General features: G+C 65.4%; 14 protein-coding genes. 10 read left to right on the top strand and 4 right to left on the bottom strand.

The genetic code is table 11. The features are described 5' to 3' along the window. The first annotated feature begins 74 nt into the window (after positions 1 to 74). The 5 genes from C8C94_RS14675 to C8C94_RS14655 all read left to right on the top strand — a co-directional run bounded on the left by C8C94_RS14675 (position 75) and on the right by C8C94_RS14655 (position 4,447). A complete protein-coding gene (locus C8C94_RS14675; protein ID WP_121421236.1) occupies positions 75 to 581 on the top strand; it encodes a hypothetical protein in 507 nt (168 codons plus the stop codon). 202 nt (positions 582 to 783) lie between these two features. After that, complete coding sequence (locus C8C94_RS14670; protein ID WP_121421235.1) at positions 784 to 1,140, top strand: hypothetical protein; 357 nt, start codon at positions 784 to 786, stop codon at positions 1,138 to 1,140. A 178-nt stretch (positions 1,141 to 1,318) separates the two neighbouring features. After that, the gene (locus C8C94_RS14665) at positions 1,319 to 1,750 is read left to right on the top strand and encodes an Lrp/AsnC family transcriptional regulator (protein WP_055393104.1); all 432 of its coding nucleotides are present in this window, start codon (positions 1,319 to 1,321) and stop codon (positions 1,748 to 1,750) included. 165 nt (positions 1,751 to 1,915) lie between these two features. Further along, entirely contained in the window at positions 1,916 to 2,878 is a 963-nt protein-coding gene (locus C8C94_RS14660) for a tripartite tricarboxylate transporter substrate binding protein (protein WP_121421234.1), read from the top strand. Between the two features lie 72 nt (positions 2,879 to 2,950). Further along, positions 2,951 to 4,447: an NYN domain-containing protein gene (locus C8C94_RS14655; RefSeq protein WP_121421233.1), complete on the top strand. Its 1,497-nt coding sequence runs from the start codon at positions 2,951 to 2,953 to the stop codon at positions 4,445 to 4,447. Positions 4,448 to 4,450: 3 nt separating this feature from the next. On the opposite strand, the gene C8C94_RS14650 is transcribed toward C8C94_RS14655, so the two are convergent. Next, positions 4,451 to 5,509 carry a PfkB family carbohydrate kinase gene (locus C8C94_RS14650; protein ID WP_121421232.1) on the bottom strand — a complete coding sequence of 353 codons (1,059 nt, stop codon included), beginning with the start codon at positions 5,507 to 5,509 and terminating at the stop codon, positions 4,451 to 4,453. Positions 5,510 to 5,645: 136 nt separating this feature from the next. On the opposite strand from C8C94_RS14650, the gene C8C94_RS14645 reads away from it, so the two are divergent. From C8C94_RS14645 to C8C94_RS14625, 5 genes are all read left to right on the top strand, one after another. Further along, positions 5,646 to 6,659 carry a sugar ABC transporter substrate-binding protein gene (locus C8C94_RS14645; RefSeq protein WP_057270396.1) on the top strand — a complete coding sequence of 338 codons (1,014 nt, stop codon included), beginning with the start codon at positions 5,646 to 5,648 and terminating at the stop codon, positions 6,657 to 6,659. A 165-nt stretch (positions 6,660 to 6,824) separates the two neighbouring features. After that, positions 6,825 to 7,784 carry an ABC transporter permease gene (locus C8C94_RS14640; protein ID WP_057270395.1) on the top strand — a complete coding sequence of 320 codons (960 nt, stop codon included), beginning with the start codon at positions 6,825 to 6,827 and terminating at the stop codon, positions 7,782 to 7,784. A 2-nt stretch (positions 7,785 to 7,786) separates the two neighbouring features. Then, positions 7,787 to 8,593: an ATP-binding cassette domain-containing protein gene (locus C8C94_RS14635; RefSeq protein ID WP_121421231.1), complete on the top strand. Its 807-nt coding sequence runs from the start codon at positions 7,787 to 7,789 to the stop codon at positions 8,591 to 8,593. Positions 8,594 to 8,602: 9 nt separating this feature from the next. Further along, positions 8,603 to 9,055 (top strand): RbsD/FucU family protein, encoded by a 453-nt coding sequence (locus tag C8C94_RS14630; RefSeq protein ID WP_121421230.1) that lies wholly within the window; start codon positions 8,603 to 8,605, stop codon positions 9,053 to 9,055. A 13-nt stretch (positions 9,056 to 9,068) separates the two neighbouring features. Continuing rightward, entirely contained in the window at positions 9,069 to 10,310 is a 1,242-nt protein-coding gene (locus C8C94_RS14625; protein ID WP_121421229.1) for an ROK family transcriptional regulator, read from the top strand. A gap of 88 nt (positions 10,311 to 10,398) precedes the next feature. Here C8C94_RS14625 and C8C94_RS14620 read toward each other — a convergent pair whose 3' ends face one another. The 3 genes from C8C94_RS14620 to C8C94_RS14610 all read right to left on the bottom strand — a co-directional run bounded on the left by C8C94_RS14620 (position 10,399) and on the right by C8C94_RS14610 (position 13,878). Further along, positions 10,399 to 11,367, bottom strand: a complete 969-nt coding sequence (locus C8C94_RS14620; protein WP_082437481.1) for an IS1595 family transposase — start codon at positions 11,365 to 11,367, stop codon at positions 10,399 to 10,401. A gap of 136 nt (positions 11,368 to 11,503) precedes the next feature. Further along, a complete protein-coding gene (locus C8C94_RS14615; RefSeq protein WP_121421228.1) occupies positions 11,504 to 12,307 on the bottom strand; it encodes an HAD family hydrolase in 804 nt (267 codons plus the stop codon). Positions 12,308 to 12,414: 107 nt separating this feature from the next. After that, complete coding sequence (locus C8C94_RS14610) at positions 12,415 to 13,878, bottom strand: hypothetical protein (RefSeq protein ID WP_147433266.1); 1,464 nt, start codon at positions 13,876 to 13,878, stop codon at positions 12,415 to 12,417. Positions 13,879 to 14,333 lie beyond the last annotated feature (455 nt).

The raw sequence follows: 14,333 nt of genomic DNA, 5'->3' as shown, positions 1-14,333 counted from the left end.
GGGTGGGCTTCCTACGATGGGTTGCAGGGGATCGGCTCCCCACCTTCCATCCACATCTACGGACGCCCATCACCATGAACGCTTTTCATTTCCTCAAGACCTGTACTGCCCTTGCGGCTGCCTCTGTGCTGCTGGTCGCCTGCGGCGGCGGCAATGACGATGACCCAACACCCAGCAACGAACCCGGTGTGCTGACCGTGACCAGCGCTACGGTGGACGGTCTTAACGGTGTGTACGGCAACGGCACGTTGAACCTCACCAACGTGGACAAAGAAAACCCCATCGGCTCGGTGCCCGAGTTGTGTGCTTTCCGCTTTGACGGGGCCAACAAGGTGGGTTCTTCGGCCACCGCCTTTGGCGACATCCGTTATCGCCCCGATGCGACCGGCTTGCACCAGGTCTTCCTGACCTTTGATGGCAAGGAATACGCAAGCGGCGAGCCGACTGACACGGCGGTGGTACGCGAGAGCGACCAGGTGCGCTTCAGCGGAAAAACGCTGACAGCCACGGATGGCTCGAACGCCACCCTGCGCGTCACCGGCATCGTGCCCATGCGCCCGAACCGGCCGCTGGGCTGCTGATCCGGCGGCAGTTTCATTCCCTCTTTACTTGTCTCCCTCCCCGGTCCCTTCGACCGGTTTGGCCCCCGCTGTGATCGCAGCGGGGGCTTTTTTGTTGGGGCCTGTGGTCGTGCAGCCAGTCGCGCGGCGGTAATGGGGCCGCACAATGCACCGTGGAGCGCGGGGGGCATTTGCCGCTCGCGCATGTTCCCTTTGCACCCCCATGCCCGAACAACTGCCTGCTCACCCCACCGTGGTGTGGTTGCATCCCGCAGCACCCGCCAAGCCCGCAGAAGGCGCACCCTGCAACGGCTGTGGGCTGTGCTGCCTGGCGGAGCCCTGCCCGCTGGGGATGCTGGTGTCACGGCGCCGCAAGGGGGCCTGCACGGCCCTGCGCTGGAGCGATGCTGACCAGCGCTATTGGTGTGGCATGGTGGCCGACCCTGGTGGTGTCACCGGCCTGTCCCATCCCTGGGCTGTGCGCGCACTGTCTGCGCTGGCCCGGCGCTGGATCGCATCGGGCGTGGGTTGTGATGCGCGGCTGGATGCGCAGGCCCCGCATCCCACGGATTCGTTGTGATGCAGGAGCTATGGTTTTGATAGCGTTTGATGCTTTTTAGACGGGCGCTGCCGGCCTTCTTGATCCAGATTCAGCGTGAGAAGTCGTCCGCGTTACGCCGGGCGGAAGAAATGCCCGTGCCAGCTTGCAGGGCCACAATGCACAGAAAATTGCCGAACTGCCAGCTACAGAGCCTGCCATGACCAAACTGGACGACACCGACCGCGAAATCCTCAGCATCCTGCGCGCCGACGCACGCACCCCCGTGGCCACGCTGGCGCAGAAGCTGCGTGTATCGCGCGGCACCGTTCAGAACCGCTTGCACAAGATGGAGGAGGGCGGTGTCATCGTCGGCTATACCGTGCGGCTGCGGCCCGATTCGGAGCCCCAGCGCATCCGTGCGTGGATGAGCATCGCGGTCGAGGGCAATGCGGCGCCCGCTGTCATCCATGCGCTGCGCGGTGAGCCCACGGTGGGCACCCTGCACACCACCAACGGCCGCTGGGACATCGTGGCGGAGGTGCGCGCCGAAAGCCTGGAGGCATTCGATGCGGCGCTGGGCCGCATCCGCCTCACGCCGGGCATTGCCAACACGGAAACCAGCCTGCTGCTGTCCACGTACAAAGTGTGACAAACGCCTGCGGTGTTGCGCGCTACCGGCGCGTTGCGGGAACCATCCTGCCCCAGCCGCGCTGCCGCCTTGGTGACAGAGGCTAGGGGGTTTCCTGCATGCCCCGCGCGAGGGGCTGCAGTCCAATGAGCGAATCTTTTGTCTTTCGTTTTGAGGAGCTTCGCCATGCAACGTCGCCAGATCATCCAATGGGGAGTCGCCAGCCTCGCCGCCCCCGCGTTCCTGGCGCAGGCCCAGAGCTTTCCCAACAAACCCATCAAGCTGATCATCGCCTTCCCGGCCGGCGGCCCCACCGACATCACCATGCGCGCGTTGGCTGACAACGCCAGCAAGATCCTCGGGCAGACCGTCATTGTCGAAAACAAGCCCGGCGCGGGCGGCACCTTGCCTGCGCAGGCGCTGCAAACCGTGCCCGCCGACGGCTACACCGTGGCGCAGATCCCCCTAGGCGTGTTCCGCCTCCCTTACACCACCAAGATCAACTGGGACCCGGTCAAAGACATCAGCTACGTGCTCAACGTCACCGGCTACGCGTTTGGCCTGGTGGTGCCCGCCGACTCGCCGCTCAAGACCTGGACGCACTTCGTGGCCTGGGCCAAGGCCAACCCCGGCAAGCTCAGCTACGGCTCCACCGGCACCATGACCAGCCCGCACCTGACCATGGAGCTCATCGCCCAGCAGCTGGGCCTGGAGCTGCTGCACGTGCCCTACAAGGGCAGCGCCGACCTCATGCAGTCCATCCTGGGCGGGCAGATCATGGCGGCGGCCGACTCCACCGGTTTTGCACCGCAGGTCGAGGCCGGCAAGCTGCGCGTGCTCAACACCTGGGGCGCCGAGCGCCTGGCCAAGTTCCCCGATGCGCCCACGCTCAAGGAGCTGGGGCTGAACCTGGTTCAGAACTCGCCCTTTGGCATCGGTGCGCCCAAGGGCACACCCGATGCGGTGGTCAAGCGCCTGCACGATGCCTTCAAGCAGGCCATGGAGCAGGAGAGCTACAAGACGGCCCTGGCCCGCTACGACATGGTGCCGATGTACATGAGCACGTCGGCGTACAAGAAGTTTGCGCAGGACACGTTCACGCGCGAGAAGGCGCTGGTGGAGAAACTGGGCTTGGCCAAACCCACCTGAGGCCACTCCCTTCGGAGGGCGCAATGCGTTCCGTGTGATGATCCGCAGCATTGAACGGAACTCACACACGATATGGCATCCCCCTCCGACAGCATCAGCATGGCCCTGTTCTGCGACTTTGAAAACGTCGCCCTGGGCGTGCGCGATGCGCAGTACGAAAAGTTCGACATCAAGCCCATCCTGGAGCGCCTGCTGCTCAAGGGCTCCATCGTGGTCAAGAAGGCCTATTGCGACTGGGAGCGCTACAAGGGCTTCAAGGCCACCATGCACGAGGCGAATTTCGAGCTGATCGAGATCCCCCATGTGCGCCAGTCGGGCAAGAATTCGGCCGACATCCGCCTGGTGGTGGACGCGCTGGACCTTTGCTACACCAAGTCGCACGTCAACACCTTCGTCATCATCAGCGGCGACTCGGACTTCTCGCCGCTGGTGTCCAAGCTGCGCGAGAACAACAAGCAGGTGATCGGCGTGGGCGTGAAGCAGTCCACGTCGGACCTGCTCATCGCCAACTGCGACGAGTTCATCTTTTACGACGACCTGGTCCGCGAGAACCAGCGTGCGCAGGCCCGCCGCCAGGCCCCAGGCAGCAACCCGCCGTCCGCGCCACGCCGCAGCCCCGAGGAGGAGCGCAGCCGAAAGGAAAGCCAGGACGCGCGCCGGACCCAGGGCGTGGAGCTGGCGGCCGAAACGTTTGAAGCCCTACTGTCCGAGCGCGGCGACACCGGCAAGATCTGGGCCTCGGTGCTCAAGGAGGCCATCAAACGCCGCAAGCCCGACTTCAGCGAAGGCCGGTATGGCTTCCGCACCTTTGGCAACCTGCTGGAGGAAGCGCAGGCGCGTGGGCTGCTGGAGTTTGGGCGCGATGAAAAATCGGGAGCGTATGTGTTCCGCAGCCACGGTGGGCCGACTGCCGCCGCCGCGCCCGCGCGGCCTGAGGGCCACAGTGAGCGTTCGAGCCAGGGCGGAGCCACACGGCACGATTTCCATGCGGTGGCGATGGCACCTGATCTGCGTTTTGACAGTGACGAAGGTCAGGGCGCGCCGGGTCGTAGCCGGGGGCGTCGTGGTGAGGGCGCGGGCCGTGCAGACCGCGCAGACACTCGCCCCACGCAGCGCAACGAACATCCTGAGTCCGAGCAGGCCGATACCCCCGCTCAGCGCCCGGCCAGCCGCTACTTCAGCCAGCCTGTGGCCGCTGAGGCGGCGCCGCCAGAGCCGGTGATCGACACCAGCGCGCCGCAAGCGCTGCGCCCCGAAGCGGAAGAGGGCGCTGAAACCCCGGATTTCAACGCGTCCACCGAGGCCGAAAGCTCCGAAGTCACCCCTCGTCGCAGTCGCGCGCGCAGTGGCGAGGGCGCAAAGTCGGGTTCCAGCCCCCGCAAGGCCATTGCGTCCCGTGCACGCGGTGCGCGTGCTGGGGAGGATGCGGGTGAAGCGGCCCATGTCGAACCTCCCGCCGCCGCGCCCGAGGCCTCTGCCGCAGGGGCAGAAGGCACCACGCCCGCCAAGACCCCCGCAGCCGGTCCCCGCAGCCGGGCCCGCAAACCGGCAGCCAAGCCCGCCGAGTAAGGGCTACTGGCCTGCGGCGGTCGCAGAGCGCCGCAGCGCCAGCCTTTCGCGCACTTCTTCGTAGCTGGGTGGCGTGCAACCGGCGCGCTCCACGCAGTGGCTGGCGCTGGCCAGCGCGTGGTGCAGCACGGTGCGCAAGCGGGCCTCCGTGATAGGCGCAGCAAGGCCCCTCGCGCGCAGGGCCAGTGCTTCTTGGCCACGTTCGGGTCCGGCCAACAAGGCGGTGATCAACCCCGCCAGAAAACAGTCGCCCGCACCCACGGTGTCCACCACCGTGATCGGTACTTCTTCGCGCGCATGCACGGCCAGGCCGTCGCGTTGCAGCAGCCAGGCACCTTCCGGCCCCAGGGTCAGGGCGAGCCATTGCGCCTGTGTCTGCTGCTGCAAATAGTGGGCGCGTTCCAATGCGTTGGCGCCCGGAACAGCCAGCGCTTCCAGGTCATCGTCGCTCACTTTGATGAGGTGGGCGTGCTGCAGGGCGGCCATCACGTTGGCGCGGTAGGCGTCGGCATCGTCCACGGCCGACAGGCGCAGGTTGGCATCCACCACCACCATGCGGCCTGCTGCGCGCTGCGCTGCCAGCCAGGGCTGGTAGATGGCTGCGTCCTGCGCCACCAGCGCCAGGCAGCCCGTGGCCACCACCTGCAGGTGGGGCTGGGCGGCGCACGCGGCAATGAGCGCATCGGCCGTCACCTGCCGGTCGGCCACCCCATCGCGGTAGAAGCTGTAGCTGGCCTTGCCCTCGGTATCCAGTGCAGCCAGTGCCAGCGCGCTGGGCGCACGCACCGGCGCTGGGGCGGCCAGGGCCACGCCCGCCTCCTGCAAGCCGTGGGCCAGTTGGCGGCCCAGCAGGTCGCCCGACAGCGGGTTGAGGTAGAGCGTGCCCACGCCCTGCAGGCCCAGCGCACGCGTGAGGTTGTAGACCGCGCCGCCCGCGCAGGGCTTGAGGCGGCCATCGGGCTCTTCGATCAGGTCAAACAAGGCCTCGCCCGCCGTGGCCACCCGCAGCGGCGGTGCGGTGTGGGCGGGGCTGGAGTCGGCGGACTGGATAGGGAAAACCATAAGTAAATCCACTTGATTTATTAACTCGCCGGCCACTATAGTTCGATCCCATCCACCCGACAAGAGTGGTTCACCTGCCAGCCGCGCAGCACGGGGCCGACAGGAATCTGCCATCCCACAACCCGGAGACAACACCATGCAACGCACCCCCGCCTTCGCGCTTTCTGCCCTTGCCCTCACCGGCGCCCTGGCCTGCGGCCTGGCCCAGGCGCAGACATCCGAGCCCGTCATCGGCCTCATCACCAAGACCGAGACCAACCCCTTCTTCGTGAAGATGAAAGAGGGCGCCACGGCCGAGGCCAAGAAGCTGGGCGCCAAACTGGTGTCGGCCGCAGGCAAGACCGATGGCGACAACGCGGGCCAGGTCACGGCCATGGAGAACCTGATCGCCGCAGGTGCCAAGACCATCCTCATCACCCCCAGCGACGCCAAGGCCATCGTGCCCGCGATCAAGAAGGCGCAGGCGCGCGGCGTGATGGTGATTGCGCTCGACAGCCCCACCGAGCCCATGGATGCGACGGACGCGCTGTTTGCCACCGACAACTACAAGGCGGGCGAGCTGATCGGCCAGTACGCCAAGGCCGCCGCTGCAGGCAAGAAGCCTGTGATTGCCACGCTGGACCTGTTCCCCGGCCACCCCGTGGGCGCACAGCGGCACAACGGCTTCCTGAAGGGCTTTGGTCTGCAGGCCAACGATGCCAAGAGCAATGAGTTGTCGCGCCCCGCCGAAGTGGTCTGCATGGCCGACAGCTTTGGCGACCGCGCCAAGGGCCAGACCGGCATGGAAAACTGCTTGCAGAAGAACCCTGACATCAACATCGTCTACACCATCAACGAGCCCGCTGCCGCCGGTGCCTACAACGCGCTCAAGGCCGCAGGCAAGGAGAAGAACGTGCTCGTCGTCTCGGTGGACGGTGGCTGTGCGGGCATTGCCGACGTGGGCAAGGGTGTGATCGCCGCCACCAGCCAGCAGTACCCACTGCGCATGGCCGCCATGGGCGTGGCGGCAGGCGTGGAATACGCCAAGACCGGCAAGAAGGTCAGCGGCTACACCGACACCGGCGTGACGCTGATCGCTGCCAAGCCCATGGCGGGCGTGGACAGCAAGGATGTGAAGACCGGCACCGACCTGTGCTGGGGCGCCAAGTAAGAGCCGTTCTCAAAACTCTTCTGGCGTTGTTGCTGCGTCTTGTCGTACTACCGTACTGCCTGCGACGCAGCGCCTAGCCAGAACCGCTTCGCTGAGTTTTGCGATCGGCTCCCAACCGTCAACTGCTTTCTGAGCGCCCCCTTTGTCCACCCGCACGGAGCCGCCATGTCCTCGACCGCTTCCAAACTACCGCCCCTGGCCACGCTGGGGCCGTTCATCGCGCTGATCCTGGCGTGCGCCTTTTTTGCCACGCAGAGCGAGCGTTTCCTGTCGGCGCAGAACTTCGCGCTCATCCTGCAGCAGGTCATGGTCGTGGCCGTAATCGCAATTGGCCAGACGCTGGTCATCCTCACGGCGGGCATTGATCTGTCGTGTGGCATGGTGATGGCGCTGGGCGGCATCGTGATGACCAAGATGGCGGCGGACTACGGCCTTTCGGCCCCCGTGGCGATTGCCTGCGGCATGGCGGTGACCATGCTGTTCGGCCTGATCAACGGCCTGCTGGTCACCAAGATCAAGCTGCCGCCCTTCATCGTCACGCTGGGCACGCTCAACATCGCGTTTGCCGCCACGCAGCTGTACTCGGGCGCGCAGACCATCACGGACATCCCCGCTGGCATGACCGCACTGGGCAACACCTTCCAGCTGGGGCAGACCGCCATCGTCTGGGGCGCGGTGCTCATGCTGGCGCTGTACCTCGTCACCTGGTTTGCGCTGCGCGAGACCGCGCCCGGCCGCCACGTGTACGCCGTGGGCAACAGCCCCGAAGCCACACGCCTCACCGGCATTGCCACCGACAAGGTGCTGCTGGGCGTGTATGTGCTGGCCGGCCTGTTCTACGGCATCGCATCGGTACTGTCGGTGGCCCGCACCGGCGCGGGTGACCCGAATGCGGGTCAGACCGAGAACCTCGACGCCATCAGCGCCGTGGTGCTGGGCGGCACCAGCCTGTTTGGCGGGCGCGGCATGATTTTGGGCACGCTGGTGGGAGCGCTGATTGTGGGCGTGTTCCGCAACGGGCTCACGCTGATGGGCGTGTCGTCGGTCTACCAAATTCTGGTCACCGGCATCCTCGTGATCCTGGCCGTGGCCACTGACCAACTCTCGCGCAAAGGAGTGCGTTGATCATGGCCAACTCCACACACACCACGAACGCCCCGCTGGTCATGCAGGCCAAGGGCCTGGTCAAGCGCTACGGGCAGGTCACTGCGCTGGATGGCGCTGACTTTGAACTGCGCGCAGGCGAGATCCTTGCCGTGATCGGCGACAACGGTGCGGGCAAGTCGAGCCTGATCAAGGCGCTGTCCGGCGCCACCGTGCCGGACGAAGGCGAAATCCTGCTCGACGGCCAGCGCATCCAGTTCAAGAGCCCCATCGACGCACGCCGCGCGGGCATCGAAACCGTGTACCAAGACCTGGCCGTGGCCCCGGCCATGACGATTGCCGAGAACCTGTTTCTGGGTCGCGAACTGCGCCGCCCCGGACTGCTGGGCAGCGCGCTGCGCATGCTCGACAAGAAAAAGATGCTCGAAGAAAGCGTGGCCCGCATGGCCGAGCTCAAGGTCGGCATCCGCTCCATGACGCAGGCGGTGGAGACGCTCTCGGGCGGCCAGCGCCAGTGCGTGGCCGTGGCGCGCGCCGCAGCGTTTGCACGCCATGTTGTCATCATGGATGAACCCACCGCCGCCCTCGGCGTGAAGGAGGGCAACATGGTGCTGGAGCTCATCCGCCGCGTGCGCGACAAAGGTCTGCCCGTCATTCTCATCAGCCACAACATGCCCCATGTGTTCGAGATTGCCGACCGCATCCACATCGCCCGTCTGGGCAAGCGCGCCGCCGTCGTCAACCCCAAGAAGATCAGCATGAGCGACACCGTGGCTGTGATGACGGGGGCCATGGCCGCGTCTGACCTGCCCGCTGAATGCCTTGCCTGAAACGCCCCCATGCTGAAGAACATTGATCCCCTGCTGACCCCCGACCTGCTCAAGGTGCTGGCCGAGATGGGCCACGACGACGCCATCGTGCTGGCCGACGCCAACTTCACCGCCATGAGCCTGGGCGCGGGCAAGCCTGTGCTGCGCCTGCCCGGCATTGGCATGGCACGCGCCGTGCAGGCCGTGGCCAGCGTGCTGCCATTGGCGCAAGACGTGCCGCACCCCGTGGCCTACATGCAGGTGGGCGGCACCGAGGTGCCTTACCGATCGGCCCTGCAGCGCGAAACCATGGCCGTACTGGCACGCGAGGGCGTGGCCAGCGCGCAGGCCGAAGGCGTGGAGCGTTTTGCGTTCTACGAGCGCGTCAAAAAGGCCTATGCCATCGTGGTGACGGGCGAGCTGCAGCCCTGGGGCAACTTCCTGCTGCGCAAGGGCGTCATCGGCGACACTCTGAACGCCTGATCGTTTCATCACCATGCTGGACACCGACGCATCCCTACCCGCCGTTGACAACGCTGCCGCCAGCCCCGCGCTGCTGCGCCAGCGCGGCTCCAACCACGTGGGGCTGCGCCAGTTCAACGAGCGCGTGGTACTGCAGGCGCTGCGCACCCACGGCAGCCTGGCCAAGGCTGAGATGGCGCGGGTCACGGGCCTCACGGCGCAGACCATTGGTTTGATCACCGCCCGGCTCGACGAAGACCAGTTGCTGCGCCGCGAAGCCCCCGTGCGCGGCCGCGTGGGCCAGCCTTCGGTGCCCATTGGTCTCAACCCCGACGGCGCCTTTGCCATCGGCATCAAGATCGGCCGCCGCAGTGCCGACTGGCTGCTGGTGGACTTCACCGGCCATGTGCGCGAGCGCATCGTGCTCGACTACGCCTTCCCTGACATCGACGTGCTGTTGCCCGCCATCCGCACGCACCTGAACCAGCTGCTCGACGGCCTGGGTCCGCTGCGCTCGCGCGTGGTGGGCGTGGGCGTGGCAGCGCCGTTCCAGCTCGGCGGCTGGCACCGCATGCTGGGGCTCACCGAGGCGCAGTCGGAAGCCTGGAATAACATCGACCTGGCCGAGCAGGTGCAGCAGATGACCGAGCTGCCCGTGAGCTTTGCCAAGGACACCTCCGCCGCCTGCGTGGCCGAGCTGCTGCAGGGGCGCGGGCGCGACATCCCGAGTTTTCTGTACCTGTTCATGGACACCTTTGTGGGCGGCGGGCTGGTCATCAATTCGCACCTGCATCGCGGTCTGCATGGCAACGCGGGTGCGGTGGCCTCGCTGCCGCTGTCACCCGCCCAGCCGGGCCAGGCCCCCGCACAGCTCATCAGCCAGGCATCGCTGTGGGAGCTGGAGCAGCGCTTTCGGGAACACGGCCTCGACCCCATGGCCGCCTACGACAAGCGTGTGCTGCAGGCCCCGTGGCTGGAACACAGCCGGGGCTGGATCGCGCGCGCTGCGGCGGGCCTGGCGCACTGCATCGTCTCGGCCACGGCGTTTTTGGACCTGGATGCCGTGGTGGTCGATGGCGCCGCAGCCCCCGAGCTGCTGCAGGCACTGTGCGAGAGCGCCCGCCACGCGCTGGCCGACTACAACTGGGAAGGCCTGCACCAGCCGCCCCGGCTGGAGCTGGGCACCATGGGCTCGGACGCCCGCGCGCTGGGCGGGGCGCTGCTGCCCTTGCACGCCTGCTTTGCGCCAGATACGGACATCTTCCTCAAGGCCTGAGAAGGGCGTGGGATTGTGAAGTTATGCTATAAAAAATATAGCTATATGCGCATATCCATCAAGCGCTAGGCCGTATTTCTAGGCTCTTCTAGCGAATGCTAGTGACGTCTTGATTCCCCATGGCCGCACCCAGCACCAGCGCGGGCTGTGGGCCCATCGGGCCTGATCGGTCCAACAACCTGAACCACCCCAGGTACGAATCAAGGTATTTCGTTGCAACGCCCTTGAAGTGCTGCATCCAGCCGCGCAGCCTGCTGACATAGGCATTGACGTTCTGCACATGCCAGGGGCCGCTCACCCGCTGGCCCCGGCTCACGTTCACTGCCTGGTGCTGCACACCCAAGAGCCGCGCTGCACTGGCCAGAGTGACGCTGCCATCGGTGCACAGGATGGTGTCCGGTGGCAACAAGGGCTTGAGTGCCGCTTGCACACTGACGGCCTTGTTCGTCTCCAGGATGAGGTTGACCGTTGCTCCCGCACGGTCTCGCGCCATCAGTACGGGTGTGTACTCCGAACCCTTGCAGCCAGCCAGCGCTTTACCTCCCCGGCGACGGGCCTTGCGCAGCAACCCTCTTTGACCCTTGCAGGAGACCAGGAAGTAGGACTCATCGGCCTCGGCAATGCCCACAAGCTGGCGAGCCTGCTGGTTGCTTGGGCAGGCCAGGAAGCGGTGACGCCAGCGAAAGGCGGTGCTTTGTGCCACGCCCAGGCGCTGGGCCACCTGATTGAGCGAGAGGCCTTCGCCCAAAGCTTGTGTCTGACCCATCCACTTGTCCCGCAGATGCAAACGCGCCAGCGGTGTTCCAGTCAAGGCGTTGAAGGTGCGCGCGCAATGGCGGCACTTGAAGCGTTGAAGCCCATTGGCCGAGCCGTTCTTGACAAGCAGGGAACTGTTGCAATGCGGGCAAGCCCGGGAACCGCCGCTGTGCGCTTCTACAACGGCGATGGCTTGACTGTGATCGAGCAGCACCTGCAGGGAGCTTGCCAGTTGCTGGCGCTGGTGGTGCGTCAGCTGGGGCAAGCTGTGGATCAAGCGCGTCATCTGTTGCTGTCGCATGGCCTTCTCCTGGGGCAGACGCAAAGGCGTCGTACCTTAAAGATCAGGGCCATGGGGCGCGATTAAAGAGGCATCACTAGCATTCGCTAGAAGAGCCTATTTCTATTCAAATTTCTCGGCCAAGGCTGCTTCAGGCTCAGCTCCCGCCGCGATCCAGACCCGCCAGGATCGCCCGTGCCACTTCGGCAAACCCCGCGCCACGTTCGCCCTGGGTCACATAACGCGGCAGGTGCTGCAGTTGTGGCACAAAGCGCGCGATGTTGGCCACCCCCACGCTGTGGGGGAAGTGCTCGAACATGAGCTGGTCGTTGGTCGAGTCGCCCACATACACCCAGCGGTCGATCTCCGCGTCGAGGTCGCGTCCCAGCAACTCGCGCACGATCCAGCGCGCGCCCTCCAGCTTGTTGTGCGCCCCGAACCAGCCGTTGATGTGGATGCTGCTCACGGTGGCGTTCATGCCTGCGGCGTGCAGGATCGCCACGCATTGGTCGATCCGCTCTTGGGGCAGGTGTGTGAACTCACTGTGGTCGATGGCGATGTCCGTTTCGCGACCGGGCGAGTCGGTCGCGCGGCGGGCACCGGGCACCCTGGCTTCGATGTCAGCCAGCACTTGCTGCATGCGGGCGAAATGGGCTGCGCGCGTGGCTGCATCCTGTTGATATCGTTTTAACAGCGCATCGCGCTTGTCCAGAGAGCGCTGCAGGGCCACAGCACCATTCTCGGCCACGATGGCATCCACAGGCCAGGCTGCCGCAAAGGGCTCGCTCCAGCCTACGGGGCGACCCGTGATGGGGATCACGGCCAGTCCCCGGGCCTTGAGCGACTCCATCGCCTGCACCACGTGCGCAGGCACAACCCCCTCCGTGGTCAGCGTGTCGTCGATGTCGGTGAGCAGGCCGACGAGGCGGGCGGGAGGATTCCAGGTACTCAACGGAAGCATGGGGGAACGAGAAGGCATAGGGATGGCGAGAGGGGGCGTTGGTGAAAGTCGCGGAGGGCTGTCGCTCGGGCTCGCACCTTTTTCTGTGCACGAAGAGATGGCTGCTTCTAACGGACACTTTGGGCAGGTTGCCCACGCGCTAGGCTCGGGAGTTTCTCTGCGACCCTTTCGGGGGGCATGGGCACCATGTCCCCGCCACGGAACTCGAATAGCTGCAGGGTGGCCAATGGGACCTGTTCCAGGCCACGGCCCTTTTCGTCCACGACGTGCAAATCGCCTGGCTGCGGCTTTGGCGCAAACAGGTCGGCGGTGTTTCTGGCGCGGGTCAGTACAAAGCGTTTGTATCCATCATCGGTGCCTCCGAACTCTGGGACTACGAATATGGCCTGCCGCTCTTTGTCGAGCGACAGGGCAAAGCGATACAGCGTGTCCCAATACGCCAGGTTGGGCCTGAGCGCCTGTTTCTCCTGCGCATGCACACCTGCCAGGGCCGCAACAAGCGCGGCGCCTCCGACAAGGGCAAAAACCGGGCGCGTCTCTCGCGGCCAGACGACCGCCAGGCAGGCTGAAAACGCCACCCACGGCACGAACAGGTAACGGTCCGGACTGTGAATTCCCGGAAAGGCCGTCAGCGGTATCAGCGGCAGCAGGACGATGCCCAAGGACACGAAGAACACAGGCGCATGGAGGCGGCGCTTCACGGCCGCGAGGCACAGAAGGCCGAGAAATACAACGGCAAGGATGTTGCCGGGCGGTTTGGAGCCGAGGAGCAATTTGGGAACCCGGAGCAACTGGCGCAGGGCCTCGCTGGCATCGAAAACCCCCTGGCTGTAGCCGCCCACGAGGCGCCCAAGTAGCAGGTAGCGCCACCCTATGTAGACCAGTGCAATCAGCACAAACGGTATCAGTGCACGCACCCGTTGCGGCCGCGTGCCCACGGGCAGGAAGGGCAAGAGGACGACCAGGGGTACATAGACTTCCTTGCAGGTAGTCGCCAGCAGGTAGGCCAGGGCCGACAGCCCCAGCCAGTATCCGCGCCCGCCTTTGAGATACCGGGTCCAGCCCAGTATCGACAGCATGGCGAACACGAAGCCGGTCGCATAGTGCCCATGCATCAGGCCCGCCGCGATGTGGGCAGTGGGCTTGCCAAGCAACAGCGCAACGGCGCCGATCAGCGCGGGCAGGGGCTCCACCCACTCTCGCAACACGGCATAGAACAACGCGGCTCCCAGCCCCACGAGCAGCAGCAAGTGCGCGTAGTGGCCAGCGGCGGCCATGCCGAACAAGCTCAGGTTGATGTCGTAGAACAGCAGGTTCCATGGAGCGACATTGGCACTGGAGTGCCCTTGGGCAACGTGGGGCTCCAAGAAATATTGCCAGGGTGTGTATTGGGCGGCGTAGCTCAGGTGAGCGCCGTCATCCCAGCGCCAAGATCCCTGGAGTGATGCGCCATGCACCAGCAGGGTGAGCAGAGACAGAAGCAGTGTGGCGCTGAGACACTCGATCCAGGGATGGCGGTCGATGTGTTCGCGCAGCGCGTGGCGCGCGGCTTTCAATGCTGGAGCGTCCATTGCCAATGACGCAGGAAGTTGAGCGCTGCAGGCGTGTAGTGGCTAGGAGTGCGGGCGGCAGAAGGCGCATCGGCTGCAACGCGCGATAAACCGGTCCCGCGTGGTACCACCTCCTGCGCCCAGGGGCCCACCCTGGGCTTGTCGGTAGCACCACGCGATCCCCGGTTTTTGCACGTTTCGCTTCGATGCCTTCTGCTGCCCACACTCATATGGTCGCCATTGTCAATACTGTCAGTGCCTCATTTGGTGTGCTCTCAGGATCAATCGGGTGATGCGACACGAGCGTTAGCAGCGACGATGAATCAGACTCATATCCGCGGATTGGTTACCAGCACTTCATCGATTCGTCGTGGGCCTGCCTCGCTCTAGCGTCGGGGATCTGCCTTGCGGTGCCCTGGTAGGAGTCTCGAGGGTTGCCCTATCGTGGCCCGTATCGCATCGCCAGATCGATCCTG

This window comes from Acidovorax sp. 94 (genome assembly GCF_003634645.1).
GTDB lineage: Bacteria > Pseudomonadota > Gammaproteobacteria > Burkholderiales > Burkholderiaceae_C > Acidovorax > Acidovorax facilis.
Note: the sequence above shows the minus strand (reverse complement) of the source record. Positions and strands in the feature narration are given on the sequence as shown.

Excerpts from the sequence above, each read along its gene's own strand:
- C8C94_RS14675 (WP_121421236.1), top strand. The coding sequence starts at position 75 with ATGAACGCTTTTCATTTCCTCAAGACCTGTACTGCCCTTGCGGCTGCC.
- C8C94_RS14670 (WP_121421235.1), top strand. The coding sequence starts at position 784 with ATGCCCGAACAACTGCCTGCTCACCCCACCGTGGTGTGGTTGCATCCC.
- C8C94_RS14665 (WP_055393104.1), top strand. The coding sequence starts at position 1,319 with ATGACCAAACTGGACGACACCGACCGCGAAATCCTCAGCATCCTGCGC.
- C8C94_RS14660 (WP_121421234.1), top strand. The coding sequence starts at position 1,916 with ATGCAACGTCGCCAGATCATCCAATGGGGAGTCGCCAGCCTCGCCGCC.
- C8C94_RS14655 (WP_121421233.1), top strand. The coding sequence starts at position 2,951 with ATGGCATCCCCCTCCGACAGCATCAGCATGGCCCTGTTCTGCGACTTT.
- C8C94_RS14650 (WP_121421232.1), bottom strand. The coding sequence starts at position 5,509 with ATGGTTTTCCCTATCCAGTCCGCCGACTCCAGCCCCGCCCACACCGCA.
- C8C94_RS14645 (WP_057270396.1), top strand. The coding sequence starts at position 5,646 with ATGCAACGCACCCCCGCCTTCGCGCTTTCTGCCCTTGCCCTCACCGGC.
- C8C94_RS14640 (WP_057270395.1), top strand. The coding sequence starts at position 6,825 with ATGTCCTCGACCGCTTCCAAACTACCGCCCCTGGCCACGCTGGGGCCG.
- C8C94_RS14635 (WP_121421231.1), top strand. The coding sequence starts at position 7,787 with ATGGCCAACTCCACACACACCACGAACGCCCCGCTGGTCATGCAGGCC.
- C8C94_RS14630 (WP_121421230.1), top strand. The coding sequence starts at position 8,603 with ATGCTGAAGAACATTGATCCCCTGCTGACCCCCGACCTGCTCAAGGTG.
- C8C94_RS14625 (WP_121421229.1), top strand. The coding sequence starts at position 9,069 with ATGCTGGACACCGACGCATCCCTACCCGCCGTTGACAACGCTGCCGCC.
- C8C94_RS14620 (WP_082437481.1), bottom strand. The coding sequence starts at position 11,367 with ATGCGACAGCAACAGATGACGCGCTTGATCCACAGCTTGCCCCAGCTG.
- C8C94_RS14615 (WP_121421228.1), bottom strand. The coding sequence starts at position 12,307 with ATGCTTCCGTTGAGTACCTGGAATCCTCCCGCCCGCCTCGTCGGCCTG.
- C8C94_RS14610 (WP_147433266.1), bottom strand. The coding sequence starts at position 13,878 with ATGGACGCTCCAGCATTGAAAGCCGCGCGCCACGCGCTGCGCGAACAC.